Origin of the sequence: Gaetbulibacter sp. M240 (assembly GCF_043876815.1) — a bacterium.
Taxonomy (GTDB): domain Bacteria; phylum Bacteroidota; class Bacteroidia; order Flavobacteriales; family Flavobacteriaceae; genus Gaetbulibacter_A.
The window spans coordinates 924,580-950,672 of record NZ_JBAWKA010000001.1; the positions used below are offsets into that span (position 1 = coordinate 924,580).

Consider the following 26,093-nt stretch of genomic DNA (forward strand, 5'->3'; position numbering starts at 1 on the left):
GATTTTGAATCCTAATTTTTAATCAATTGAAACTCAAAATCGACCTGGACCTCGTTGGTAACTTTGTTGCTAACTATCTTTGGGATTTCAATGTTATAATCTGAAGCTTTCATCATAAAATTCCCAGTCATAAAAATGCTATTTCCTTTTTTTGAAAGGCTTAATTTAACGTCGTCAAGCTTCTTACTTTGTCCATGAAAGGTCATGGTGCCATGGATCGTTTTATGGATGACATCATTCGATAATTCAGAAACATCAAAATCGTCAATTACACCTTTAAAAGTAGCTTTTGGATACTTATTTGATTCAGCATAGTTCTCATTAAAGTGCTCTTCCATCAAAGCATTTTTGAACCGAAATCCTTTGACCAGAATAAGACTGGCAAATTCTCCATTTTCAGTATTTATTATGGCGGTAACAGCTTTGTTATCTGCTTTTACTTCCTCAAAACTAGGCACAGATGCTTCAAAGATAACCTCACCTGTTTTGGTAAGGAACTTATTTTGTGAGTTCGCGAAAAAACAAATAAATAGAAGGTAAAAAATGACTATTGCTTTCATAATATTTAAAGCTGATCAATAAATGGACCAAAGTTATTTTAAGGAATTCAATCCCCTTAATTTTCTAATAAACCACCATCCTTCCACTGCTGAAATAAACTCCGGGTTGCTGTCGGCAATTGTCCTGTTGGAGGCATTGGGTTGGCAGAACTGTTAACACGAGAGATTATGATATCAATATTATTTTTAACCTGATCGTAAGTAACTAAAGACATTGGTGCACTATTGGTAGTGGGATTACCATGACAAGACGTACAATTTGCAGATACTACAGATTGAATATCATCATTGTAAGTAACTTTGACTGTTGGATCCGGATCAGGTGTAGGATCGGGATTGCTATTGTCAGAAGGGGCGCTATCACCCGAACAACTAAACAGGATTACTGCCATTGTAATCATCGAAAGGAGTTTTAAATTTTTCATAACTTTTTACGTTTGGTTTTTTTTTAATTATCTTGAAATCCGTCGGTTTGCCATTTTATAACAGTATCGATTAGATTTTGTGGTAATTGGGGACCACCTTTGGGCATTAAATAACTTGGTTGTGTTGTACTTATCCTACCAATGAGGTCGTTGTTTTCAACCGCACTTCTTACCTGGCTATAGGTTAATAAAGAAATACTGGCACCATTAACGGGTGTGTTACCATGGCAACTGATGCAATTCGAATCAATTATCGGTTTTACATCATTTACATAGGTAACAACTGTAGGTAATGGACTTGTATCTGTTAGATCGCTTATGCTGTCGTTAGCACAATTTAAAAATATTAGGGTTATTAAAAGTAATAAAATCTTTTTCATAATGATTGCAGGTTAAAATGTTCGACTTAGGTTGAATCCAAAAAATATATCACCATTGCCCCAGTCGCCGGAAGCTTGACCAAGAAATGTATTTGTATTCATCCCCTGTGCTGTTGTAAAATGCATTTGGAAAACATGTCCTCCTGTTTCCAAATCGACGCCTATGGATAATGGGTTTTTATATGGGGATGACTCCGCTCTATTAAGATGCCAGCCATAGTCTGCATTAAGAGACCAACGTTTTCCTAATTTATACCGGGCACCAAGGCCTAAAGCATATTGAGAGTTCTCCTGGTCGTCAAAGGCTACATAATTTTCATGATAAAAAGTTGGTGCTATTTCAACAGTGAATTTATCATTCACTTTTCTGGATATCAATAATTGCGCGGCGTAGGTTAATCGGTTTTTAAATTCTAGACCGGGTAAATTATCCTTACTCAGACCTGTGTTTATTAGTACTTCATTAAAACCTACAACGGTAACAGGGAAACCATTTTTTGCTTGTCGTAAGAGTCTGTATTTAGTTGAAAACTCATAGATTTTTTGATAAGAACTTCTCGAAACTCCAAAATTCAAACCGTCCGAAACTCCAAAAATAAAATTCAATCGGGTCACGGCTGCATCCAAACCAAAAAAGGTGTCAAATCCATCCTTAAGACTTCCAAAACGGTGAGCGACAATAAACGTAAAATCTCCTTTGGCTACTAGTTTGGTGGATTCAAAATTTACAATTTTCAAACCTTTAAAAGCCGCCGTGGCATATTGCGTACCAATAGAGTCTGTATCAATTTCATCCAAAAGATCATCTTGGGCGAAAAGGAAGGTAGGAATTAGAAATGTTATAATTAAAAGGAGTCTCATAGGTGTAAGTTTATTTAAAAATAATAAAATATCGGCAAATCGTTGGTGCTCTGAATCTTTTTGTTATCTAGGCTACTGTAAATTAATCGATTATATTTGACTGATCCAGTTTTATTTCCTCCAGAAGATCGTCATAACCAATAAATCGCCCTTTAATTTTTATTGTTTTACCAGGTTCGGGTTGTAACTCGAGACTGTCTGAAAACTGACAAAAAACGTTTCCATCTAAAGAAATGCTGATCTCGTCACTTGAGATCACCTTTCCTGTAACTAATATGGTTTGGTTGAGATATTTTCTTTCGGCTTTTCCTTCATCTACAGAAAAATCGGTAAACAACTCTTTCGTACTTAAAATGAATGCAGCTTTTTCCGTCTCAATATTTCTATGATCTTGATAAACATATTTATAACCTACAAAACAAAGTAAGATTATAACTATTAATATGAGTAATTTGTTTTTTATGGTTTTCATTCGACTTGGTGTTGTTCTCATAAAAATAAGTCAAAAAAAATAAAAAATGGGGCTTTAAGGTAGGATATGGTTAAAAATCCAGCCTTAAAGCCCAGGTTTATTCCTTTTGTCTATTATTAATGTTATGGTGCCGGTGTCAAACTAAGGATTCCTGCATCTGTAATTTCTCCTACTGTAACTTCAGTTTCAGCATTGAATTCGTCATAACCATCCGCGACTATTTTTATAATGTAGGAACCTCCGGCAATACCTTGAAAAAGGAAATTACCTTCCATATCCGTCATGGTATCTGTTACTAATTCGTTATTGGAGTCATAAAGTTTTACCGTGATTTCGCCAATGGCGGTTTCTGTTTCATCAACAACGAGACCACTTATAGATCCAGAGCTAACCTCTGCATTCACTTTGATAACGGGTTTTAAGTTGTACATACCAGTAGAACCAGCCGCTACTATCGATTCGCTAACTACCCAGTCTAGGATAAAGGTATAGGTAAATCCGCCCTCCAATGTCGTATTTAAGTTTAGTTTTAATCCGGATTGCATAGCACTAGGGGTATCCAGCGAGATCAAATTATCATCACCTTCAAGTTTAAGGGTGTTGTTTTCTCCTAAAACCAAACGGATTTGGTGCATCATTCCCGCCGGAACGATCTGATCTGCGAGAATCAAACTGTTTCCAGCTACTAGCTGAGTTAAATCAACATTAATAGGATACCCTTCTGAAGGTGTAAAACTTTGCCAACCCGCTTCATTGTCGGTAAGATTGTATTGCACATCAATAATTTCAACATTAACCTGCTCATAATCTCCAGGGGCGTCTACCATTTTGATCTGTATTCGCGATGCGGAGTCATTACTGTTACTACAACTTTGATTAATTGCAAAAACGCTTAGGGCCAAACATATGAGGCCGTAGGATTTTAATTTTTTTAAATTCATTTGTTTTGGGTTTTTTTAGTGATTTAATATAATAACAACACTTAGGCTGTTTTATTATAAAACAGTTTAAAAGCGTAAACTCCTAGCACAAGTACTGAAAAATTTAAAATTTTAACATCATTTAACAAATTTATTAAATCGATGGCGTGTTAAATTTTTGGATAGCAATTGTTTACTCTTGAAACCTTAATTTTATTTAGTCGCCAAATCTAACTTGACATTGTGTTGTTCTAATGATTTCAAATGCTGCTCTACCTTAAATTCAGAAGCGTCAAAGGCATTACTCCGATTTTTAGCATGTTCCTGGCGCGCAATACTTCGGGTATACCGACGAACGTCTTGTTTCGTTCTCAAAATTAATCCTGGAACGGGAACATTTTTACCCGTATCATCTTTGGCCACCATAGTAAAGTAAGATGAGTTGCAATGTTTTTTCTTTCCTGTCTGGATGTTTTCAGATTCTACCCGAACACCAATCACCATGGACGTTCTTCCGGTAAAATTTACAGAAGCTTTCAGTGTCACCAATTCACCGACATCAATTGGATTTAAAAAATCAACACGATTTACAGAGGCGGTAACACAATAATGTTGTGAATGTTTAGAGGCGCAGGCGAAAGCAATTTGGTCCATCAAGTTGAGGACAAAACCACCATGAATTTTACCGCTAAAATTTGAGTGGGAGGGGAGCATGAGTTGGGTAATGGTAATTTGAGATTCAGAACTGTGCTTGTACATGGATTGATATTTGATTAATCATTGTCTTCGGCGCGTTTTAAAAGCTTTTCATTTTGTTGTTTACTCGCTTTGGCGCCTAGGGTTTTAAGTTTTTCAACCCGTGTTATAAGGTTGCCTTTCCCGGTAAGTTTCACCATGGCACTATCATAGGATTTTTTTACCGTTCCTATTTGGTTTCCCACTTTTATGAGTTCATCCGTAAGGTTCACAAATGAATCGTACAAACGTCCTGCCTGAGTAGCAATTTCAATGGCATTGGCCTTTTGTTTTTCATTTTGCCACATGCTGTCGATCGTTTTTAATACGGCCAATAAGGTTGTTGGGGTTACAATGATTATATTCTTATCGAAAGCATCACCATATAAATTAGGATATTCCATGGATGCAATGGCAAAGGCTGATTCAATGGGGATAAAAAGCAAAACAAAATCAGGGCTCTCCATTTCGTAAAGCTGGTGATAATTTTTTTCAGCCAATTCACTTACGCGTTTTTTAACGGAGATCACATGATTTTTTAGGTATGAAGATCTATCGACCTCTTCAACTTCATTGATGTATCTTTCATAAGCCACCAGCGATACCTTAGAATCTACAATAAGTTTTTTGTCACCCGGCAGGTGAATGATCACATCGGGCATCACACGTTTGCCATCATCTGTGGTAAAACTTCTCTGAATAAAATATTCACTATCTTTTTGCAGACCACTACGCTCTAAAACGCGCTCCAAAACCAATTCTCCCCAATTTCCCTGCATTTTGGTATCGCCTTTTAAGGCCTTGGTCAGATTCACGGTTTCTTTGCTCATTTGTTCATTGAGCTCTTTCAAACCAAGAATTTGACGACGTAGATCAGCACTTCGATTAATATCTTCTTTATTGGTTTCCTCAACCCGTTTTTCAAAATGCTGAATTTTCTCCTGCAACGGCTTTAATATTGCATCTAGATTTTCTTTATTCTGATTGGTGAACTTCGTGGATTTTTCATCAAGGATCTTATTCGCTAAATTCTCAAACTCCTTGGTAAATTTTTCCTGCAGCTTTTCAACTTCGGCTTTTTGTTCTTCGTTCTTTTGTTTTAAATGATCGAAGTCGGCATGTTTTCTTACCAGCTCAGCACTCAATGTTTCCTTTTCCTGACGGATTGCATCACGCTCAAGTGAAAGCTTATCCAATGTGTTCTTTAATTCCTCGTAACTGATCTGTAGCTGGGTAAGACGCTCTTGTAAAGCACTCTGATTGCTTTTACTTTTTAGTTTGCTTATCGTGAAGCCAACGAAGGCACCGATACCTCCGGATATTAGAATGGCCAGAATAAGAATAATACTGTCGTTCATTTAAAATTTGAAGTTTATCCAAAGATAAAATTTTTAAACGAAGCAGCTTATGAAAATAACGGGCTAATTTTCAACAAATATTAATCCAGAAAAGACGCTAAAGTATAATTGGTTATGCTGTTTGCAAATATTTTTTTGAAACAAATTCAAAACTAAAATACATGACAGCAGCATAAAAGAAATCGCCAATCAATGAATTTCTGAAAAAAGGAATAGCCAGGGTGTAACATTCAATAAGACCATCTAAAGTCTTGGGGTAACCAATGAGCCAAACTCCAAAATTGGTAATAATAAAAAAGCTTATACTGGAAAGTAATATACTTGTAAAACTCATTTTTTTAGAGGTCATGCCAATAATACCAACCAACACAAATGCTGCATAAACAAAAATAGAAATAGTGTGGAACCCTAAAAATATATCAGAAATCGCCATGGCTAATAATGGTGCTGCAAACGCTAACTTTTTATTTGAAAAATAAACACCTGAGAATAACGCCATAGCTGTTATGGGTGTAACATTAGGTAAATGAGGAAAAAGGCGGATGATAGCTGCCACCAAAATAAATAAAAGTAAAACGATTTGTTTTTTATTAAGCATAGCCTTTTCGGTTATTTTTTGATACTTCAAAAGTAATATTATTTGATTTAACTATGAAATATAAAATAGATTTTTAATTTTACAGCGAATTTTGGTTTTTTCCGCTTTCCGCGGAAGAATTAAAAGGGAATCTGGTGAAATTCCGGAACTGTTCCCGCAACTGTAAGTTATAACGCTTCATGTTACACTTCAAAGTCACTGAAGATTTTTCTTTGGGAAGACCAACATGAAGACGCAAGTCAGGAGACCTGCCATATTCAAAACAATGAAGTTAAACTTTCGGGATAAAAGTTTGCGTATGCTAATCCATGCGATTCTCGAGCAATTAAAATTAAAATGACCAAAAAAACAAAGATTTTTGGTGCGGTTTTGTTTGGGGTAACCTTACATGGTTTCTCACAACAGATCGACTCAACCAATGTTCAACAACTTGATGAAGTTGTCATTACCGATTCACGATTTGCTTTAAAACGTGAAAATTCAGGAAAAACTGTTATTAAAATTACCTCTGATGACATTCAAAGAAATCAGGGTAAAACCGTCTCCGAGCTCATTAATACCAAAAGCGGTATAGAGATCAATGGTAGTCGTAGTGTCCAAGGTCAAAACCTGGGCTATTTTGTTCGTGGTGGAAATAACCGGCAGGTATTAATCCTTATAGATGGTATTCAGGTGAATGATCCTTCGTTGGTAAGCAACGATTTTGATCTGCGCTTATTAGATCTAAATACCATTGAATCCATTGAAATTATTAAGGGGGCTGCTAGTACCCTTTACGGGAATGCTGCAGCAACGGCTGTAATCAATATTACTACCAAAAAACCGTCAGAAGAAACCTTATCCGGCAATTTTCTGTCGGTCATAGGAACCAACCAATCTCAAGATGATTCGGGTAATAGCATTAACAGCTTTAGAAATAATGTGGCGATTAGTGGTACAGCTGATAAATTAAAGTATCTGGCTGGTTTCGGTAACCATTATGCAGGTGGACTCTCGGCTGCCGATGGTCAAAATGCGGAGAGTGATCCATTTTCCAGATTCAATACGAATTTAAAATTAGGATATGCTTTCAATAAAGCTTTATCGTTAACCGTATTTGGTAGTTATGATAAGTTTAAAACGGATATTGATGGTTACCCACCACCAAGTTTTAGCCTGGCCGATACAGACGACAAATACAGCTCGGAACAAGGACGTGTTGCACTTGCACCAAAATTTGAGTACCAAAATGGGGTGCTGCAGATCAATGCGGCTTTTACAAAAATACACCGGGAAACTATATCCAGTTTTTCAACCATTAATGATGCGAACAGTTTTGTAGTTGATGTTTTTAATAAATATATAATTGATGACACGTTTTATACGATCGTAGGATTAAACTATGGCGATTATAAGGCAGAATACAATAAAGAGGAAAACTACACCACAACGGATCCGTATTTGAATTTGGTATACGTTTCGGATTTTGGACTTAACATCAATGCCGGAACACGACTTAACAATCATAGTGCCTATGGTAGTCACTTGGTTTACAGTGTAAATCCATCTTACAAAATAGATTTAAATAAGGGTTATGCGAAGGTTTTCGGGTCTTACGCAACCTCATTCATTGCTCCTAACTTATCACAGCTTTATGGCTTTTTTGGACCTAACCCAGATCTTCAGCCTGAGGAAAATATCACTTTGGAAGGCGGTTTAGAATATAACTCCAAACAAGGATTAAAGATGAGCGGGTTATTCTTCAATAGAAATGAAAAAAACACCATTATTTATACGTCACAATATGAAAATGCCTCCGGTGAAGCTACTGTCCAAGGTTTAGAATTTGAGTTTGAAGTTGATATCATTAAAGACCTAAGTATTAACGCTAACTATACATTTACGGAAGTGAAAGATGCCGTGCGATTAAGAGTACCAAAGCATAAAGCAAATCTGAATTTAGGATATGACTTTTCAAAAAACACCTATGCTTCTGCAAGCTTTCAATACGTTGGATCCAGATCAGATCTTGATTTTTCAACCTTTCAGAATATCGACCTGAAGTCGTTCACTTTATTCGATGTGTACTTCAGCCATAGGTTTTTAAACAATAAATTAAAGGCTTTCGTATCGGTTACCAATCTATTAAATGAAGATTATATCGAAATTTTAGGGTTTACAACCAGAGGAAGAAATTTTAATTTAGGACTTAATATTTATCTGTAATAATATAATCCAATTAAAAAAGGCGCTAATTACTAGTGCCTTTTTTTAAGTTTTATTGATATTGTTTCAGAAACTCTGGACTGATATACATTTCATTTTGAAATTTATCAGGAACAACTTCCATAGATTCTGCTTCTGTGCCCAGCTTACTGGGAGCTCCTTTAGTGACATAACCCCGAATATCGTCAAGAGCTGTTTTCAAAACAATTTCATTTATATCTCCAAAAGGCAAAATAGTATCCCAATACTGAAATTCTTTAATTTCAATATCTGGATTAAAGCCCATTGTATAATCGCTTTGTCCATTCTTATTAAAAATTGTAAATACTATGGGTTGCATAGCGTTTAAATGCGATGAATTAGCAGTATTTCTGTCGAGATAATCTGAACCCGGTGAATCATAAAGGGTGATAGAACCCACATTTTTACCGAATGTTGTTGTACCAATAAGTTTCACCGGCATATAAGCTTTAAGTCCATTAATTACCATCTCACTTGCCGAGGCAGTGCCGCCGGAGGTTAATATATAAAGCTGATTCAAAGTCGTTAAACGGTTGATTGTCTCAGTTCCGGTTTTATTAAAGTTAGAATCATACACGTTTAAGGTATTACTTAAATAATAGGCACCATCTTCGTTTGTATGCTTGGTGTTGAATTTAAGTGCTGCAAATACCCCTTCACCGGCACTGGCATTGACCATGCTGGCTAAATACGCCGATGTTTCTACCGATCCTCCACCATTTAACCTTAGATCAAGAATCAATTCATCAATACCTGCATTTTTAAAGGTTGCGAAGGCAGCATTCAATTCATCATTATATGCTGTTCTAAACCCATTATAAACTAAATAGCCTACTTTTTTTCCTTCAATATTATCAAAAACCTTGGCCAAATAAATTGGGTTATCAAATATCAGGCGTTTGGTGATGGTTTTATCACCCGCGGCGCTTAATTGGCCATCACTTGCTGTTACAAATGAAAAGGTTACTGTACTATTGTTTAAATTATTAATGGTGTTAATAAAATTATTAGTAGTTAATACGGTGCCATCAATAGCATTGATAATATCTCCACGGAGAAATCCTGCGTCTCCAGCCGGTGAATCCGGTGTGACGTAATTCAAATATAGTATAACATCACCATTATTATTTATTTGTACGGCTTGATAACGAATACCGAAGGATTCCGATATTCCCTGAAATGATTGCTCTTGTTCCACGTAATTTTCTACAAACCACGAAAATCGATCTAAAGTGCCATATTGGTATAGCAGACTTTCAAATAATGAATTTGGATCACTAAATTGATCTAAAAAGGCCCGGTACTGATTAGGGTCATCATCTTTTGAGTCATCCAGTTCTGGAACATTAGGCTGCCAGTAATACCAGGAATTCATACCTTGCCAGACAAAATCGTTTAGGGAATTGATCTCGATTAGAGAATCATCGTTATCTTTAAAACAGCCTACGGCTAAAAACGACACGAATGCTATTAGAATTAGGGCTTTAAATTGTTTCATTATATATTATTAGGGATATTTACCAGAGCTAAAAATACTTACAAAATATCATTTTAAAAAATATTTGTAACAATTTTGATATTTAATCGTCGTGATATTAAACGGCCTTATTAAGGCTTTTTGAACAAACCAAACCAAGCAATGACTCAAACAGAGTTTTTAAATATTGTAATGCCTTTCAAGGATAAAGTATTTCGATTAGCAAAGCGCTTATTGATCTCAACCGAAGAAGCTGAAGATGCAACGCAGGAAATACTCTTGAAATTGTGGAATAATAAAACGAAAATGCAGGATTACAAAAATGTTGAAGCATTTTCGATGACGATGACGAAAAACTTTTGTTATGATAAGTTGAAGTCGAAACAGGCTCAAAACCTGAAACTGGTTCACAGTAATTATGAAGACAACAATACCTCGTTACAAAAGCAAATTGAGTTAGAGGATAGTATAAACTGGGTAGCACGCATAATAGAAGATCTGCCCGAACAACAGCGCATGATTATTCAACTACGTGACATAGAAGAATATGATTACGATGAGATTGCAAAAATGCTGGACATGAATAATACAGCGGTACGTGTAAACTTATCAAGAGCGCGAAAAACAATTAGAGAAAAATTAACTAATACGCATAATTATGGTATTAAATAATATAGAAAAGTTACTCGAAAAATACGAGAACGGTGAGACATCTCTCAAAGAAGAGCAAGTATTAAAAAACTATTTTCAAAGTGATACAGTTGCACCGCATTTGGAAATGTACAAACCGATGTTCGACTATTTTTTAGTAAGCAAGAAAGAGCAGTTCACTAAAGACGTTCCATTAAAAACTACTAAATCATATTTGTACCAGTGGATTTCTGTCGCAGCCGTGGTCGTTCTTTTACTCGGGGTTTATTTCAACACCTCAGGAAATCGCCAGGAATTAGGCACCTATGAAGATCCGCAGTTAGCCTTCAATGCATTTTCGAAGTCCATGAGCATGGTATCGAAGAATTTTAATAAAGGGGCTTCAACAGTAGGATACCTCGAAGAGGTTAACAAAGGGACCGAAACACTTGGGTATTTAAATGAGCTTGAAAAATCCACCCAGATTATCTTTAAAAAGTAATAAATCAATCAAAAAAATGAAATCGTACAACAACTTAAAAACAAGAACAATGAAAAATAGATTAATAGTATTTGTAATGGCCATCATGTTAATGCCTTTAACGGGAATAGCTCAAAGTGACATTTTTGATAAATACAACGATAACCCAGATGTTACCTTTGTATCCATTAAACCAAAAATGTTCCAAATGATAGCCAAAATGGGTATCGATGTTGATGATCCTGAAGCTAAAGCTTACATGGATATGGTAAAGAGTATTACCAGTTTTAAAACGATTGTAACCGATAACAAATCAATTTCAGCTGATATCTCTAAATGGGTAAAAGGTCGTGCAAGCTCTTTAGAAGAACTTATGGAAGTTAAAGACGAGGGCACTGAAGTTAAATTTTATGTTAAAGAAGGAAGAGATTCTGATCACGTAAAAGAACTATTGATCTTTGTTAATGGTATTGACAAAGTAATGGATGACAAAATAGAGATTAACGGTAAAGAACGTAAAATTGAAACCGTAGTGGTATCGCTTACCGGAGACATCGATCTTAATGAAATCTCAAAATTAACGAACCAGATGAATATTCCAGGTGGCGAAAAATTAAATAAAAAGAGCTAAATATTAAATTTTCATCAATCAAAATATAAATCCATCAACTAAAAAATGAACAGTTTCAATTTGCTAATAAACCATAAACAAGTCTTATTAGCAAATTGTTTCTGATTAAAATCCAATCAAACATGAGTTCAATTCGCAATACATTTATTATCCTGTTCATCTTCAGTTTAACTTTAGTTAGCTGTAGTTCAGGCGCTAGTTTACAAACCTATTTTGTAGACAAACAGGAAACAAAAAATTTTATCTCTCAGGATATTCCACTGTCCATGATCAAGGTCGATCAATCTAATTTTAATGAAGAACAAAAAGAGGCCTACAACTCTGTAAGTCGCTTAAACTTTTTGGGCTATAAGGCAGATGAATCAAATATGGATAGTTATCATGCTGAAGTGGAAACGGTTAAAGCTATTTTAGATCAGTCCAAATACAAGGACCTTGTGGAGTTTAACGATAAAGGGACTAAAGTGGTCGTGAAATATATTGGCTCTGATGAAGACGCCGATGAGGTTGTGTTATTTGGAAGTTCGAAAGCCATGGGTTTTGCTGTTGTTCGTTTACTTGGAAATGACATGAATCCAGATAAAATGGTGACGCTAATGCATGCCATGCAAAACTCAGATATGGACGGCAGTCAGATTAAAGACATAATGAATTTCTTTAACTAGGAATTGAAGTAATTATAAATAGCAAAAAAAGAGCACCTGTTTTAGGTGCTTTTTTTTTGATTCTCTTTTTTGTGAGAGGATTCGTTCTTATTGAAAAACACCTGGATCACTATGGTTATGAAAACAACTGAAATGCAGGTGAGAACTATAAAATTATTAAGTATACCTAGAATACCAGTAACAAATATACCGGTTGCAAGGAAACCACAGAGCCCTAATGTAAATTTATTACTCAGCATACTTAAATTCCAGTATAATTGCTCGGGGTAATGTTTTTTAATTCAGTTTTTAAATCCTCAGAAACATCAAGCGTGTCGATAAAATTCGAAATAGAGACCTGATTAATTTTTTCGTTGGTTCGCGTTAAACCTTTAAGCGCTTCATATGGATTTGGATATCCTTCACGTCGTAATATGGTTTGAATGGCTTCGGCAACAACCGCCCAATTATTCTCCAGATCTTGCGCAAACTTATCTTCATTTAAAAGTAATTTATTCAATCCTTTTAAGGTAGATTTAAATGCGATTAAAGTATGCCCAAAAGGAACTCCTATATTTCTTAATACGGTGCTATCTGTTAGATCACGTTGTAAACGGGATATCGGTAATTTGGCTGATAGGTGCTCAAATAAGGCATTTGCAATACCCAAATTTCCTTCACTATTTTCAAAATCGATGGGGTTTACTTTATGAGGCATTGCGCTACTTCCAACTTCTCCTTTTTTAATTTTTTGTTTGAAGTAATCCATCGAAACGTAAGTCCAGATGTCTCGGTCCAGATCTATCAAAATTGTATTGATCCGTTTCATGGCGTCAAATAAGGCGGCCATATGATCGTAATGCTCAATCTGTGTAGTAGGGAACGAATGGTGTAGCCCCAGTGATTTTTCCACGAAAGCCTTTCCAAAGGTTTTCCAGTCCATACCGGGAAAAGCCACATGGTGCGCATTGTAATTTCCGGTAGCACCACCAAATTTTGCCGCATTTGGTACGGCTTTCAATTGTTGCAACTGGGCTTCTAGGCGCACCACAAATACATTTAATTCTTTACCTAAGCGGGTAGGTGAGGCCGGTTGACCATGAGTTCGGGCCAACATAGGAATTTCTGACCAATCCTCAACTAATTGTTTTAATCTATCTAAAAGAATTTGAAATTCAGGTAAATATACTTTTTCAATGGCCTCTTTAAGGCTTAACGGAATAGCCGTATTGTTAATGTCCTGTGAGGTTAAACCGAAGTGAATAAATTCTTTAAAATCATTGAGGTTCAATGCATCAAATTTTTCTTTAATAAAATATTCAACGGCTTTAACGTCATGATTGGTAATTTTTTCAATCGATTTGATTTTTTCAGCATCCTCAGAAGAAAAATTTTGATAGATTTCTCTAAGGGGACCAAAACTACTTTTATCAATCCCTTGAAGTTGTGGCAGTGGGATTTTACATAAAGCGATAAAATATTCGATCTCAACCAATACTCGGTATTTAATCAGGGCTTCTTCCGAGAAAAATCCTGCTAATTCGCTCACTTTTGAGCGATATCTTCCATCGATTGGCGAAATAGCATTTAATGCTGACAGTGACATGCTTTTAAATTTTGAAAAGGCAAAGATAGGTATTTGTAAAGCGAATACCGAATATCAAAATATGAATTTTTATTACTGGGCTTATAGCTTAAAATAGTTATCTTAGATTTAATTTTTTACTATGAATCTCTAATATTAAAATACACATGTCTAGAACAAAAAAAATTTTATACACTATTTTAGCACTAGTAATCGTGGCTCAATTTTTTGGCCCGAAAAAGAATCAAGGCGATCAAACAAAAGTAAATGCCTTTTTTGAAGAAACAAATCCTTCTGAAACTGTAAAATTGGTTTTAAAAGAATCTTGCTTTGATTGCCATTCCAATTACACCAAATATCCAGTATATAATAATATTACTCCGGTAAACTACTATCTGGCACATCATATTGATGAGGCTAAGGAACATTTAAATTTTTCGGAATGGGATAGTTATTCTGATAAGAGAAAAAAGAGAAAAATGGAGGAAATAGGGGAGTCTGTTGAAGAAGGCTGGATGCCTCTTAACTCCTATCTTTGGCTACATCCACATGCGAAACTTACATCTGATCAGGTGGTTGCTGTTACAGACTGGGTGAAATTTATGCAAGTGAAATATAACATGGACGAAAACCCACAATAATTCAGAGCTGTTTTTAAATCCTCAATGGCTATCCGGGAAGGTTCCTTATGAATAGAACGCTACTTATCATTGGCTTTGTATGGCCGGAGCCGAAAAGCTCTGCAGCGGGGAGTCGTATGATGCAGTTGATTCATTTTTTTAAGGAAGAGGGCTATCAAATTACCTTCGCTTCAAGCAGTACTAGAACAGATAGGTCTTTTCAACTGGAAAAACTCGATGTTGTCCCTAAGACTATTGAATTAAATAAACCATCTTTCGATGAATTTATAAAGACTTTACAACCGGACGTTGTATTATTTGATAGGTTTATGACTGAGGAGCAATTCGGTTGGCGGGTAGCAGAAAACTGTCCTGATGCAATACGGATATTGGATACGGAAGACTTACACGGTTTACGGAAAGCCCGGGAATTAGCTTTTAGATCTGGAAACTCCTGGAATTCTTCATTTTTACTCAATGAAGTTGCAAAACGTGAAATAGCGAGTATTTACAGAAGTGATCTTAGTTTAATAATTTCTGAGTCCGAAATGGAACTTCTGCAAACTTACTTTAAAGTAGATCAGAACCTGCTATTTTATTTACCTTTCATGTTGGAGGCGATTACCGAAGTGCAAATAAAAGCCTTGCCCAAGTTCAATCAAAGAGAACATTTTATAACTATTGGTAATTTTTTGCACGAACCAAATTATCAGGGTGTCCTTTTTCTAAAGAAAAAAATATGGCCCATAATTAATGCAGCTTTACCGGAAGCCCAGCTGCACATATATGGAGCGTATAGTTCACAAAAGGTAAGTCAACTTCACAATGAAAAGCAAGGGTTTTTAATTAAAGGCTTTGCTAATGATGCCCTGGATGTTATGAAACAGGCCAGGATATGCCTAGCTCCATTACCTTTTGGAGCAGGATTAAAAGGAAAAATAGTCGATGCTTTGCAGGCAGGGACACCCTGCATTATGAATTCTATTGCTGCCGAAGGTATTTTTGGGCCTTTAGAACCAAATGGATGTGTTGTAGATAATCCTGAACAATTTGCGAAAAAAGCTATTCAATTGTATTCAGATGCTTCAGTTTGGGAGGAAAAGCACCGATTTGGATTTGAAATTTTGAATGAACGGTTTAATAAGGTGAAATTCTATGATTTATTTTCCACGAAACTCGAGGACATTTGTCAAAATTTAGGGCAAAACCGAGAACAAAATTTTACGGGACAAATGCTGCAGCATCATCAACTACAAAGCACAAAATACCTTAGTAAATGGATCGAAGAAAAAAATAGGCCATCTTAAAACATCGATAAAGGGTTATATTATAGTGCTTTATAGCTTTTAAATTTTAAAAAGTTAATTTTTATTACCATATTTGATTCAACCCAAATCAATTAATTCGATAATTCAGCTAGCTGTTTTATCCTTTAACCACTATTAACTTAACCATGAAAAAAATCCATCGAACTCCCTCAGACGTTTATCTCTCTATTTATGTTATTTTGTTTTTAATCTTTTACTTTTTTATGCTACAAGGATGCAGTAAGGAAGCTGTGACAGCCGATAGTAATACAGAAAATCAAGAACAGGAAGCCCCCACCGAGCCATCACCTAATTCGCCAGATCAGAACGCTGCAAATATTGACGTGAACAACGATGGAGTATTGAATATCTTAATTCTCGGCTCCAGCAAATCCATCAATAGTAGTACCGATCCCTATAGAATATCAGAACTAAGTAACGAATTGAATAAAATTTTTACCGCTGACCCTTCAGTTTCCTTGAATATCAAAATTGCAACTCAGGATATTTACACTTCCAAAGATATTGTTGTTGGTCTTGGTGGCCAAGGAACGGAATACACCTATACTCATTTCCGTCATTCTTTGACTCAATTTTACCACTGGCCGGAGGGTAAAACGGCCCGACTTAATAATTTATCAGGTCAAGGTGATACGGACTGGGATTATGTCATTATTACTGCAGACCCCTATATTGTACAAAATATTCCAGGTTATTTTTCACTTGGAGTTAATAAACTAGCTTCGAAAATTAACGCAGGCACTGCTAAAACACTTTTAGTGATGATGTGGCCTAATTCTAGCGCCAGTACCATAACTCATTTTGAAGAATTTACCTATAGGGCTGCGGCTGGAGCTCATGTTCCTGTTCAGGTTGTTCCGGCAGGTTTAGCCTGGGAAGCCCTGCCATCAGGCAAAAAAGACAATTCAGGTTCTGGTTATCCTTCTCCCAATGGGGCCTATGTAACCGCATCTGCCATTTATTCTCAAATAACGAACAAAAGTGCTACCCAATCGGATTACATGTATGATGATGAGATTGCCAATGTCGCAATGAATACTGTGATAACAGCGGCTTCAAATGATCATTTTACGGGTAAGCCTTCTCTTTCATCGCCTTTTAAAAACTGTGACATTACGGACGCCGTTTTAAATTATAACCATACTGGAACAAGCACAGAACGCGGTATTCTAAGAGGTTTAACTTGGGTTGTGGGAAAAGCGGGAAAACAGCTTGTGTTGAATGGTGATCCACCAATTAATTTTAATTATGGCCGAGCTAATACCAATTTTGAAGCGGATAAGCGCTACAAATTAGATCCGTCAAAATTTGATTTTTCAGTTGGATTTCCCATGCAGGACCATTCGAACCATGGAGAAACTTCCATGTTGTATGGAATAGATTTTAGAGGGTTTCAGAATGAAAACGGAACGGACCTAGGAACCGCTTTGTACATGGTTCGCAACGGTGAGTTACCTCTTGGTCGAGCAATCCCTATCAGAACTTTGTGGGCGGAAATAAAAGAAGCTATACCAACCTTATCTGCTTATAGTGACTCCTGGCATTTGAATGAGGTGCTTAACAAGGCTATAGGTGGTTATTTATATACACTATTAACTAATGATTGCGCCGTTGGGCCGGAACCGTCAGATCAGAATAGTTTGGATTGGAAGAACTGGCAGGCCCATAAAATTGGCTACAAGACTGCCTGGACATTAATGTATTCTGATACGAATCCACCCGGTTGCTATGAATAAAGCCTTATAGAAATCGCGATATCACCTTTTCTATACCGCTAGTTGCCGGTTCAGGGATAACGGTCACCCGCGAGTGACCACTAATATTAGGGTTGGGGTCTATAAAATATACTGGTGCCTGTTCCTTAATATAATGGATCAGGCTGGCAGCCGGGTATACCTGCATCGATGTTCCAACAATCATTAAAATATCTGCCATCTGGCAAATGCTCATGGCTTTTCGTATCATGGGAACTTCTTCTCCAAACCATACGACATGAGGGTGCAATTGATGTCCCTTGTCGCAGTAATCTCCCAATTTCAGATCTTTTCGCCATTCTTTTATGTCATTTGGATTGAAAAATGCTGCTAATGTTTTATTTATCCATTTATGGTATTCTCTAATGATTAAAGTAATAACAAATAGAGTAGCTCCTAATTGTCAACCATGGGTTGGTTGTTATATAGTTTAAGGATACGTCCTGTCTTTAAAAACTTCGAGAATAACGAAATGAAGCATTAATTAACTGAGATATAAAGATATATTGCAATATAGACAACAGAGGATGATCCTTTTTTATTAAGTTGTTTGTTAACCTTTCGTATTAAAGAACATTAAACAGTAAGTAAACTTATTAATATCTTAAAATGAAAACAATGAACAATTTATTATTTAAAATGAAGTATTTAGTATTGGCATTATTAATCGCTTTTAGCTTTTCCTGTTCAACAGAAGATGGAGAACGAGGACCCCAAGGAGAGCAGGGCATTCCTGGAGTTGATGGTAAGGATGGTAATGCCAATGTTATCTCGGTACTTTTTGAAAACCAAACGATTAGTGTAGGTAATAATGTATTTAACATTCCAGAGCTTACACAAGATATTTACGATAATGGTATAGTCTATGCTTATGCTACCGTAGGAAGTAATGCCTACTGGGAAGTGCTTCCTTTAAGCAGTGGCGGCAATACTATTTTAGAAATTGACAGAATTGAAGTGGGTCAAGCCACTTTAAAAGCTACTTTCACACAAAGTAATCTTAGGATTCGTTTTGTTTTAGTTGCAGGTACACCAGCTGGTATGGCAAGTGAGGGCCTGAGTCACATGTCTTACAAGGAGGCCATGGATTATTTTGGACTAGAGTATTAACTCTATTTAATATATTTTTAAAAACCGAAGATTAAACTCTTCGGTTTTTTTATTTCGTTTTTCTACTGAAATGACTACTATTGCATTTCAAAATGCAATATATTTTACAAGATGATTAAACGTAAAAGCGCAAGCATTTCAAAATTTATAATTCATAAAGTTGGTAATAAACATAATTATAATGAAAATACTTTTTCAAAGAGGAAATGCATTTTGATGAAGTGAGTTACGAAATTATACTGCCCTTTGCTTTGTGTCAAGACTTAAATGCTATAAATTAATATTTATGACAGACCAAGACCTGCTTCGATATCTCGAGTCATTTCTAACCACACGTCGTAAAGACAGGTTCGATAAGGTTTTAGTGGAACGTACCAAACATTTCACAGTGGCGACGGAAGATGTATATCAACTTCATAATACGAGTGCCGTGATTCGAAGCTGTGATGTTTTTGGAATTCAGGAAGTTCATATAGTTGAGGAGATAAACTCAAAGCGAATTGATCGGGAAATTGCTATGGGTGCTCAAAAATGGGTAGACATCAAGCGTTATCATTCGGTGAAGGACTGTATAAGTCAATTAAAAACTGAAGGTTATCAAATAATTGCTACCACACCACACACTAATGACACCGTTTTGCAGGATTTTGACGTGTCTAAAAAATCATGTTTTTTCTTTGGAAGAGAAACTGAAGGTTTATCTCAAGAGGTTTTAGATCAGGCAGATACTTTTCTCAAAATTCCTATGGCCGGATTTACCGAAAGCCTGAACATCTCTGTCTCGGCAGCTATAATTTTACAGCATGTAACCTCAAAACTGAAACAATCCAATATATCCTGGCAACTTAGTCCAGAGGAGCAGGATGCGCTTCGATTTACTTGGATTAAAAAAACGATTAAAAAATTTGATACAATCGTGGAAAACTATCAGAAAAAAAATGGAGGTACTTAAACTATAACTTTCCGCTACGGCCACGGCTCAATAATTTATATTCTTCGTAGCATTCACTAATAGCGTCAAGTATTTGAAGGTCATTAGCAGATTCGATAAACCCTTTAGAGTAGTTACATTGGGCTACAATTTCGTCCAGATCTACACGACTTATGTTCAATAGCGCCATCAAGGTCTCCCGATCAAAACGGGAAGCAAGTAGGTTTCTTATTTCATCATCCTCCTTCATCTTTCTCAATTTTCGCAATTCGTTTGATTTTTTACCAAACATGCGATGTAAAAAATCTGCAGGGTTAAAAATAGCACCAACAATTTTAGAAATGGTTCCGGGTTTGTCTGCTTCGTAACCCGTACTTGATAATCCGGAAATACTATAACGGTAATTCACATTCGGTTCAGGCACCTGATTTATATCGACTTCCAGATACCCTGTCAGGTTCAACTGATTAACCACAACTTGTTCTAATGCGAGGGCCAATTCAGTTAATTTAATATCTGCATTTCCGAATTTTATCCAGTCGTTTGTTACGCGAACCCTAATGGATTTAAAGCCTAAATAAGAAAAATGAAGGGTATCATTCACCTGAGCCTTAATTTCGAAGGCACCAGAACTATCGGTCGAAGTTCCTACCACCTGATTCAGATTCACAATATTTACAGACTCGAGAGGCTTATCATTTGAGGCATCTAAAACTTTTCCTTTTACATAAGTGGGCTCCTGAGCATGAAGCACAAAAGCACTGGTTATAAAAAGGAAAAGTAGGAACTGTTTTAACATAGAGGGTAATCTGAATTTTTTTATAAAAGTACTAAACTAAAGACAAAACGCTAGTGTAATGATTTTATTTTGACTTAAAATTAACAGATTTATCTGGTTCATCGGCGTGAACGTCGTGGTCTGGACGCTGCTACGCTGCTACCTGAAGATCTTCGAGATTTCGATTTACCTCCTGAACTACGGCGATCCCCTCGGTCTTTGCCTTGAAAATCACCACCACTACGGCGTTTTCCGGAACGTTTCTTGTCCCCACGGCGCTTTCCGCCACCGCGATTTTCAGATACTTCAACATTTACAAATCGTCCGTCATGTTTAAAATCGGTAAAAAACGACAATACTTTATCTTTAAATTGCGGCTCCGTATTAAAAAAGGAAAAACTGTCTTTAACCTCCGCTTTAAATATATCATCTTGTCCCAGTTCAAGTACGTCACGTAAAAAGTCTTTCAACTTCATCCAGTCGTAACCATCTTTTTTTCCAACATTTATAAAGTAACGTACAGAATCTGAAGGGCCACCAAAATCTTTACTTTCATTTGGGTCAAAAGAACTCTCAGAAACATTCAGATCATGTGATTTATTATAATAGTTGAAAAAGCGGGTAAATTCAACCGAAAAGAATTTTTTGATCAATTCTTCTTTCGTGGTATCATCGAATAAGCTATTCAATTGTTCCAAATACTGATCGATACCATGGTTGATATCTGTTTTGTGAACCTTATTGGCCAAAGACATTAACTGTACCTCACAAATTTCCATACCGTCTGGAATATCTTTTCTCTCGAATTCCTTTTTAATAATACGCTCAATACTTTTTATTTTACGCACTTCACTTTTGGAAACGATCACCATTGAAACTCCGGTTTTACCTGCACGTCCAGTACGTCCCGAACGATGCGTATAGGTTTCAATTTCATCTGGTAACTGGTAATTAATAACGTGCGTGATATCATCTACATCAATACCTCGGGCTGCTACATCGGTAGCTACCAGCATTTGAATTTGCTTTTTTCTAAAAGAATTCATTACCAGATCCCGCTGATTTTGACTCAGGTCGCCATGCAATGCACCGGCGCTATAACCGTCTTCAATCAAACGTTCGGCAACCTTTTGAGTGTCACGTTTCGTGCGACAAAAAATCACAGAGAAAATTTCCGGATTAGCATCTGCTAATCGTTTCAAAGCCTGATAACGGTCGCGAGCATTAACCATATAATACTCATGCGAAACCGTATTTGTACTTTCATTTTTATTACCAACGGTAATTTCTTGCGGCTTGCGCATAAAATTCTTGGCGATCGAGGCCACTTCTTTCGGCATCGTGGCACTAAATAACCAGGTATTTTTATCCTTTGGCGTGTGTGAAAGAATTTCTGTAATATCTTCCTTGAAGCCCATATTCAACATCTCGTCGGCTTCATCTAAAACAGCATATTCAATTTTTGAAATATCTACCAAACGACGACTGATCATATCCTTCATACGCCCGGGTGTAGCCACAATAATCTGAGCGCCACGTTTCACGTCTTTCGCTTGATCGGTAATGCTCGCACCACCATAAATAGCAACAACATTCAGACCTTTGCAGTACTTGCCGTAAAGGTTTATTTCGTTCGTAATTTGTAGACAAAGTTCACGTGTTGGAGATAAAATAAGGCCTTGTGTCGTGCGACTTTCAATAGCTATTTTTTGCAGCATAGGAAATCCAAAGGCTGCCGTTTTACCTGTTCCGGTTTGGGCCAGAGCCACAAGGTCAGTTTCTGTTTTAAGTAAAATAGGGATGGCTTTTTGTTGTACTTCACTGGGTTCTGTAAACCCTAAATCAGTAATAGCCTGTAATAGGTCATCATTGAGACCTAAATCTTGGAATGTGTTCATTCGTAATTAAGTAATCGATTATGTTATTGGTGTTACCAAAGAAGCGAATCGACATACTTAAACCTAAAACTTCCCGCAACACATCCTCACCCTGAGGAATTTAAAGCGGCAAAGATACACTATTATTTCAGATTAAAGCAGATTAATCGAAAAAGGTTTTTCTTCATTTTTTGGGCGTTTTAACACGCTTTCACGCGTCGTTTTTGTTTTATAAACAAAGATATCCAACAAGCGCTCAATCGTTAACGCAAATTTAGGATCGTAAATTCTTGATGCGTTGTAATAATGTAGGATGCGAGTAATGCACAAAGACATACGCCGGATGCGGCGTTAAATTACTCAAACTTTTTTTCGATAAAGTTTTTAAAGCTTTAATTAACGGTTCCGGTTTATAGGTGTTTTTAGCAAAATTATCCGCCTGGTATTCAAAGGCTCTCGAAAATAAGTTCATAATCAATCCGGTGAAAGCAGAGATTGGTGTGTAAAGCAATACAAAAGCGATCAATCCAATATGAAAGCTTGGAATAGCGACGCCCAACGCTTCCGATAAAATAGGATTGGAAATACACAGCGATAAAACAAAAAGCGTCAAACCGGTGAGTAGGATGGAGGCTACCAAATTAAAAATAATATGCTTCTTTTTGTAATGCCCAACTTCATGTGCCAATACGGCAACAATTTCCTCTTCCTCCAGATCGTTAATCAAGGTGTCATAAAGGGTTACTCGTTTTTCTTTTCCAAAACCCGAAAAATATGCATTGGCCTTAGTACTTCGTTTTGAGCCATCGATCACAAAAATTTTATCCAGTTTAAAACCTACCGTTTGGGCGTATTCTGAAATTTTATTCCGTAAATCACCCTGATTCAGCGGCGTTTGTTTATTGAATAAAGGCACAATAAGTTTCGAGTAGAACATATTCATAAACAAGGTGAAAACTGCCATGAGCCCCCATGCATACAACCAAAAGTATTCGCCTGAGGCATGATAGAACCAAACCACTAAAGCGAGAACACCTCCACCTACAACAGCCATCAAGAACAAACCTTTTATCTTATCCAGAATAAAAACTTTTAAGGTGGTTTTATTGAAACCAAATTTTTCCTCGATCACAAAGGTGCTGTAATATGAAAACGGTAAACTTAGCAGGTCACTGCCAATAACAATAATTCCAAAAAATACGAGAGCAATCCCAATCGGGTTATCGGTGAAACTTCGGGCTATATTATCGACAAATTCAAAGCCATCAAGAAGTAAGAAAGCTATAGTTACGACCAATGAAAAAGTAGAACTGATAAGTCCAAAGCGGTAACGGACCGCCTTGTATTGCTGCGATTTTTTATAATCTTCTTCTTCATAAACATCTTGAATCGGTTCCGGCAAGGCATCATTAAAATGTTTGGCATTTAGGGCATCAAGAATTTTATCTAATGTAAAATTGATGAGTATAAAACCGATAATGAAGTAAAAAAGTATTTCTGCTGTCATAGAGTGAGGTCTTATTTAGTTCTGGATTTAAATCATTGAAATCCACGTTGTCTTCTGGCTTCAAAAATAAGAATTCCTGCGGCAACAGACACGTTCATTGAGTCTATTTCGCCCTGCATGGGAATAATAATATTTTGGGATGATGCTTTTAACCAGGCTTCACTTAAACCGGTCGCTTCGGTACCCACTACAATAGCACTGGGGTTTAAAAAGTTTTGCGAATCATAAGACTTTGAGGCTTGAAGCGCCGCACAGTAAATAGAGATATTCTGCGCTTTTAAAAAACTAATAATATTCTCTGTACTTCCTGTGGCAATGTTGTTTGTAAACAAACCGCCCACACTAGATCTTATGATGTTGGGATTATACATATCGGTCTTCGGATTAGCAATGATCACCGCATCAACACCCGCGGCATCAGCTGTTCTCAAAAGCGCGCCGATATTTCCCGGCTTTTCAGTAGCTTCAGCTACTAAAATCAATGGGTTTTCAGTAATTAATTCAAGATCCTCGATCTCGAGTTCTTTAGAGTTCGCTACAGCGATCAGACCTTCAGTAGAATCCCGATAGGCTAGTTTTCGGTAGACTTCGGAGGAAATCTCGATGATCTCTACCATTACAGGTATAAAGGTGGTCAAGGTCTCCAGAGAGACAATATCAGGGCAAAATAACACCTTCTCTAAAGAGTAGCCTCCTTTTAAGGCCAAACCTAGCTCTCGCTGGCCTTCTATTAAAAAAAGCCCCTTTTTTTCGCGCTCCCTTGATTTATCGCGAAGCTGCACTAGTTGTTTGATGTAGCTGTTTTGTGTGCTGCTGATGAGTTTCATTTCCATACGCTACAAAAATACATATTTAATATGGCCTTTTAATTAAAAAAAGCGAGCTCTGAGGCTCGCTTTTTCTTATAAGGATTGTTTCTTGTACTTTTTGGAATATCGTTTCCAAAGTTCCGTTTGATGCGTTTCTAAACTAATAAGTCTGCCATCAATAAAGGCATGGGTTATCTGATTGGTTCTCATATCTAGGGCATCTCCTTTAGAAATAAATAGTGTGGCACTTTTTCCAGCCTCCAGGGTTCCGTATTGATCATCGATACCCAAAATTTTCGCAGGGTTTAAGGTGATAAGCTGTAAAGCTTGCTCTTTTGTTAAACCACGCGATACCGTGGTGCCGGCATAAAATGGAAGATTTCTAGATTGCATACGTTCCATTCTTCCAGCTCCTGCCACTTCCAAAGCAACAGTAATACCGTAGTCGGTAAGAATCTTGGCATTTTTGAAAGGTCTGTCGTAATCATCGTCCTCATGCTCCGGTAAACTGTGAACACGACTTAAAACTACAGGAATATCATTCTTTTTTAGTAGCTCTAAGGTTTTGTATGCTTCCTGAGCATCAACGATTACAAGTTTGTCTATGCCTTGGGATTTAGAAAATCCAACGGCATCACGAATCCCTTTTTCATCTTCTACATGAATAAATAACTTTTTAGTGCCTTTAAAAACACCTTCTAAAGCTTCAAAAGGTAAATTCGTGGTGGGCTTATTTCCCTGGTTGTAAGCTTTAGCATTATCAAAATAACTCTTAATAGCCTCAATCTCTTCACTATATTTTTCATTTATAGTAACCACCCCGCGTCTGGAGCTTACGGATCTCGGCCAATTCATATGTATGGCATCGTCTGTTTTTATGGCTGCATCTTCCCAGTTCCAGGCGTCGAACTGCACTACGGATGAGGTTCCGGAAATCCGTCCACCTTGAGGTGTGATCTGCCCGATTAAAACCCCATTAGGACGCATGGATTCCACAATTTTTGATTCAGCATTATAGGCGATCAAACTACGAACGTTTGGAACCCATTGGCCGAGTTCTTCATCGTCGTCTGAAGCTCGAACAGCATCAATTTCAATGAGGCCAAGCGTGGAGTTTGGAACAATGAATCCCGGATACACATCATGGCCTTTGGCCTCGATGACCTCAAAACCGCTAAAATCTATTGTGCTTTGTGTGGCATCCATAATCTCATCAATTTTACCATCTTTAAGTATAATGATACTATTATTAACCACAGAACCATTTCCCACATGTGTCGTGGCACCTACAATAGCAATGGTTTTTGTTTGTTTGGGAGCAGGGGTTTGCTGTGCCATCACAAGAATGGTAAACAGTGTAAATATATAAGTGAATAAAGTTTTCATAATCATTGTT

The 26,093-nt window shown here is 36.8% G+C and carries 27 protein-coding genes and 1 riboswitch; of the genes, 10 read left to right on the top strand and 17 right to left on the bottom strand.

Going from position 1 to position 26,093, the window contains the following annotated elements; genetic code table 11:
* Nucleotides 1-11 precede the first annotated feature (11 nt).
* The 9 genes from V8G61_RS04110 to V8G61_RS04150 all read right to left on the bottom strand — a co-directional run bounded on the left by V8G61_RS04110 (nucleotide 12) and on the right by V8G61_RS04150 (nucleotide 6,339).
* Complete coding sequence (locus V8G61_RS04110; RefSeq protein ID WP_394874167.1) at nucleotides 12-560, bottom strand: YceI family protein; 549 nt, start codon at nucleotides 558-560, stop codon at nucleotides 12-14.
* Between the two features lie 56 nt (nucleotides 561-616).
* The gene (locus V8G61_RS04115) at nucleotides 617-961 is read right to left on the bottom strand and encodes a hypothetical protein (RefSeq protein WP_394874168.1); all 345 of its coding nucleotides are present in this window, start codon (nucleotides 959-961) and stop codon (nucleotides 617-619) included.
* Nucleotides 962-1,008: 47 nt separating this feature from the next.
* A complete protein-coding gene (locus tag V8G61_RS04120; RefSeq protein ID WP_394874169.1) occupies nucleotides 1,009-1,365 on the bottom strand; it encodes a hypothetical protein in 357 nt (118 codons plus the stop codon).
* A gap of 12 nt (nucleotides 1,366-1,377) precedes the next feature.
* Nucleotides 1,378-2,226, bottom strand: coding sequence for a DUF5777 family beta-barrel protein (locus tag V8G61_RS04125; protein ID WP_394874170.1), 849 nt, complete (start codon nucleotides 2,224-2,226; stop codon nucleotides 1,378-1,380).
* Nucleotides 2,227-2,308: 82 nt separating this feature from the next.
* Entirely contained in the window at nucleotides 2,309-2,698 is a 390-nt protein-coding gene (locus V8G61_RS04130) for a hypothetical protein (RefSeq protein WP_394874171.1), read from the bottom strand.
* Nucleotides 2,699-2,820: 122 nt separating this feature from the next.
* Nucleotides 2,821-3,639, bottom strand: coding sequence for a DUF4382 domain-containing protein (locus V8G61_RS04135; RefSeq protein ID WP_394874172.1), 819 nt, complete (start codon nucleotides 3,637-3,639; stop codon nucleotides 2,821-2,823).
* 192 nt (nucleotides 3,640-3,831) lie between these two features.
* Nucleotides 3,832-4,377: an acyl-CoA thioesterase gene (locus V8G61_RS04140; protein ID WP_394874173.1), complete on the bottom strand. Its 546-nt coding sequence runs from the start codon at nucleotides 4,375-4,377 to the stop codon at nucleotides 3,832-3,834.
* Between the two features lie 14 nt (nucleotides 4,378-4,391).
* On the bottom strand, nucleotides 4,392-5,711 hold the full coding sequence (gene rmuC, locus V8G61_RS04145) for a DNA recombination protein RmuC (protein WP_394874175.1): 1,320 nt from the start codon (nucleotides 5,709-5,711) through the stop codon (nucleotides 4,392-4,394).
* A gap of 112 nt (nucleotides 5,712-5,823) precedes the next feature.
* Nucleotides 5,824-6,339 carry a DUF6580 family putative transport protein gene (locus tag V8G61_RS04150; RefSeq protein ID WP_394874177.1) on the bottom strand — a complete coding sequence of 172 codons (516 nt, stop codon included), beginning with the start codon at nucleotides 6,337-6,339 and terminating at the stop codon, nucleotides 5,824-5,826.
* 45 nt (nucleotides 6,340-6,384) lie between these two features.
* A riboswitch (cobalamin riboswitch) is annotated at nucleotides 6,385-6,580 on the top strand.
* Nucleotides 6,581-6,645: 65 nt separating this feature from the next.
* On the opposite strand from V8G61_RS04150, the gene V8G61_RS04155 reads away from it, so the two are divergent.
* Entirely contained in the window at nucleotides 6,646-8,514 is a 1,869-nt protein-coding gene (locus tag V8G61_RS04155) for a TonB-dependent receptor plug domain-containing protein (protein WP_394874178.1), read from the top strand.
* 52 nt (nucleotides 8,515-8,566) lie between these two features.
* On the opposite strand, the gene V8G61_RS04160 is transcribed toward V8G61_RS04155, so the two are convergent.
* Nucleotides 8,567-10,033 (bottom strand): S41 family peptidase, encoded by a 1,467-nt coding sequence (locus V8G61_RS04160; RefSeq protein ID WP_394874179.1) that lies wholly within the window; start codon nucleotides 10,031-10,033, stop codon nucleotides 8,567-8,569.
* Nucleotides 10,034-10,174: 141 nt separating this feature from the next.
* Between V8G61_RS04160 and V8G61_RS04165 the strand changes: the two genes are divergently transcribed.
* From V8G61_RS04165 to V8G61_RS04180, 4 genes are all read left to right on the top strand, one after another.
* Nucleotides 10,175-10,684: an RNA polymerase sigma factor gene (locus V8G61_RS04165; protein WP_394874180.1), complete on the top strand. Its 510-nt coding sequence runs from the start codon at nucleotides 10,175-10,177 to the stop codon at nucleotides 10,682-10,684.
* A complete protein-coding gene (locus V8G61_RS04170) occupies nucleotides 10,671-11,144 on the top strand; it encodes a hypothetical protein (RefSeq protein WP_394874181.1) in 474 nt (157 codons plus the stop codon). Before V8G61_RS04165 ends, V8G61_RS04170 begins: the two co-directional genes overlap by 14 nt.
* Nucleotides 11,145-11,193: 49 nt before the next feature.
* Nucleotides 11,194-11,754, top strand: coding sequence for a DUF4252 domain-containing protein (locus V8G61_RS04175; RefSeq protein ID WP_394874182.1), 561 nt, complete (start codon nucleotides 11,194-11,196; stop codon nucleotides 11,752-11,754).
* A 122-nt stretch (nucleotides 11,755-11,876) separates the two neighbouring features.
* Complete coding sequence (locus tag V8G61_RS04180; RefSeq protein ID WP_394874183.1) at nucleotides 11,877-12,419, top strand: DUF4252 domain-containing protein; 543 nt, start codon at nucleotides 11,877-11,879, stop codon at nucleotides 12,417-12,419.
* A 241-nt stretch (nucleotides 12,420-12,660) separates the two neighbouring features.
* On the opposite strand, the gene purB is transcribed toward V8G61_RS04180, so the two are convergent.
* The gene (gene purB, locus V8G61_RS04185) at nucleotides 12,661-14,004 is read right to left on the bottom strand and encodes an adenylosuccinate lyase (protein WP_394874184.1); all 1,344 of its coding nucleotides are present in this window, start codon (nucleotides 14,002-14,004) and stop codon (nucleotides 12,661-12,663) included.
* Nucleotides 14,005-14,150: 146 nt separating this feature from the next.
* Between purB and V8G61_RS04190 the strand changes: the two genes are divergently transcribed.
* The 3 genes from V8G61_RS04190 to V8G61_RS04200 all read left to right on the top strand — a co-directional run bounded on the left by V8G61_RS04190 (nucleotide 14,151) and on the right by V8G61_RS04200 (nucleotide 17,667).
* Entirely contained in the window at nucleotides 14,151-14,624 is a 474-nt protein-coding gene (locus V8G61_RS04190) for a heme-binding domain-containing protein (RefSeq protein WP_394874185.1), read from the top strand.
* Nucleotides 14,625-14,671: 47 nt separating this feature from the next.
* The gene (locus tag V8G61_RS04195) at nucleotides 14,672-15,910 is read left to right on the top strand and encodes a glycosyltransferase (RefSeq protein ID WP_394874186.1); all 1,239 of its coding nucleotides are present in this window, start codon (nucleotides 14,672-14,674) and stop codon (nucleotides 15,908-15,910) included.
* A 146-nt stretch (nucleotides 15,911-16,056) separates the two neighbouring features.
* The gene (locus V8G61_RS04200; RefSeq protein WP_394874187.1) at nucleotides 16,057-17,667 is read left to right on the top strand and encodes a hypothetical protein; all 1,611 of its coding nucleotides are present in this window, start codon (nucleotides 16,057-16,059) and stop codon (nucleotides 17,665-17,667) included.
* 4 nt (nucleotides 17,668-17,671) lie between these two features.
* On the opposite strand, the gene V8G61_RS04205 is transcribed toward V8G61_RS04200, so the two are convergent.
* Nucleotides 17,672-17,965, bottom strand: a complete 294-nt coding sequence (locus tag V8G61_RS04205) for a Sir2 family NAD-dependent protein deacetylase (RefSeq protein WP_394874188.1) — start codon at nucleotides 17,963-17,965, stop codon at nucleotides 17,672-17,674.
* Between the two features lie 338 nt (nucleotides 17,966-18,303).
* Between V8G61_RS04205 and V8G61_RS04210 the strand changes: the two genes are divergently transcribed.
* Both V8G61_RS04210 and V8G61_RS04215 read left to right on the top strand, forming a co-directional pair.
* Nucleotides 18,304-18,795 (top strand): hypothetical protein, encoded by a 492-nt coding sequence (locus V8G61_RS04210; protein ID WP_394874189.1) that lies wholly within the window; start codon nucleotides 18,304-18,306, stop codon nucleotides 18,793-18,795.
* Nucleotides 18,796-19,081: 286 nt separating this feature from the next.
* Complete coding sequence (locus V8G61_RS04215) at nucleotides 19,082-19,747, top strand: TrmH family RNA methyltransferase (RefSeq protein ID WP_394874190.1); 666 nt, start codon at nucleotides 19,082-19,084, stop codon at nucleotides 19,745-19,747.
* Between the two features lies 1 nt (nucleotide 19,748).
* Here the strand turns inward: V8G61_RS04215 and V8G61_RS04220 are convergent, their stop codons facing one another.
* The 5 genes from V8G61_RS04220 to V8G61_RS04240 form a co-directional block, all read right to left on the bottom strand.
* Nucleotides 19,749-20,525: a carboxypeptidase-like regulatory domain-containing protein gene (locus V8G61_RS04220; RefSeq protein ID WP_394874191.1), complete on the bottom strand. Its 777-nt coding sequence runs from the start codon at nucleotides 20,523-20,525 to the stop codon at nucleotides 19,749-19,751.
* Between the two features lie 98 nt (nucleotides 20,526-20,623).
* A complete protein-coding gene (locus tag V8G61_RS04225) occupies nucleotides 20,624-22,402 on the bottom strand; it encodes a DEAD/DEAH box helicase (protein WP_394874193.1) in 1,779 nt (592 codons plus the stop codon).
* Between the two features lie 253 nt (nucleotides 22,403-22,655).
* Nucleotides 22,656-23,888 carry a M48 family metallopeptidase gene (locus V8G61_RS04230; protein WP_394874194.1) on the bottom strand — a complete coding sequence of 411 codons (1,233 nt, stop codon included), beginning with the start codon at nucleotides 23,886-23,888 and terminating at the stop codon, nucleotides 22,656-22,658.
* 32 nt (nucleotides 23,889-23,920) lie between these two features.
* Complete coding sequence (locus tag V8G61_RS04235) at nucleotides 23,921-24,715, bottom strand: TrmH family RNA methyltransferase (protein WP_394874195.1); 795 nt, start codon at nucleotides 24,713-24,715, stop codon at nucleotides 23,921-23,923.
* 75 nt (nucleotides 24,716-24,790) lie between these two features.
* Nucleotides 24,791-26,083, bottom strand: a complete 1,293-nt coding sequence (locus V8G61_RS04240) for an amidohydrolase family protein (protein WP_394874197.1) — start codon at nucleotides 26,081-26,083, stop codon at nucleotides 24,791-24,793.
* Nucleotides 26,084-26,093 lie beyond the last annotated feature (10 nt).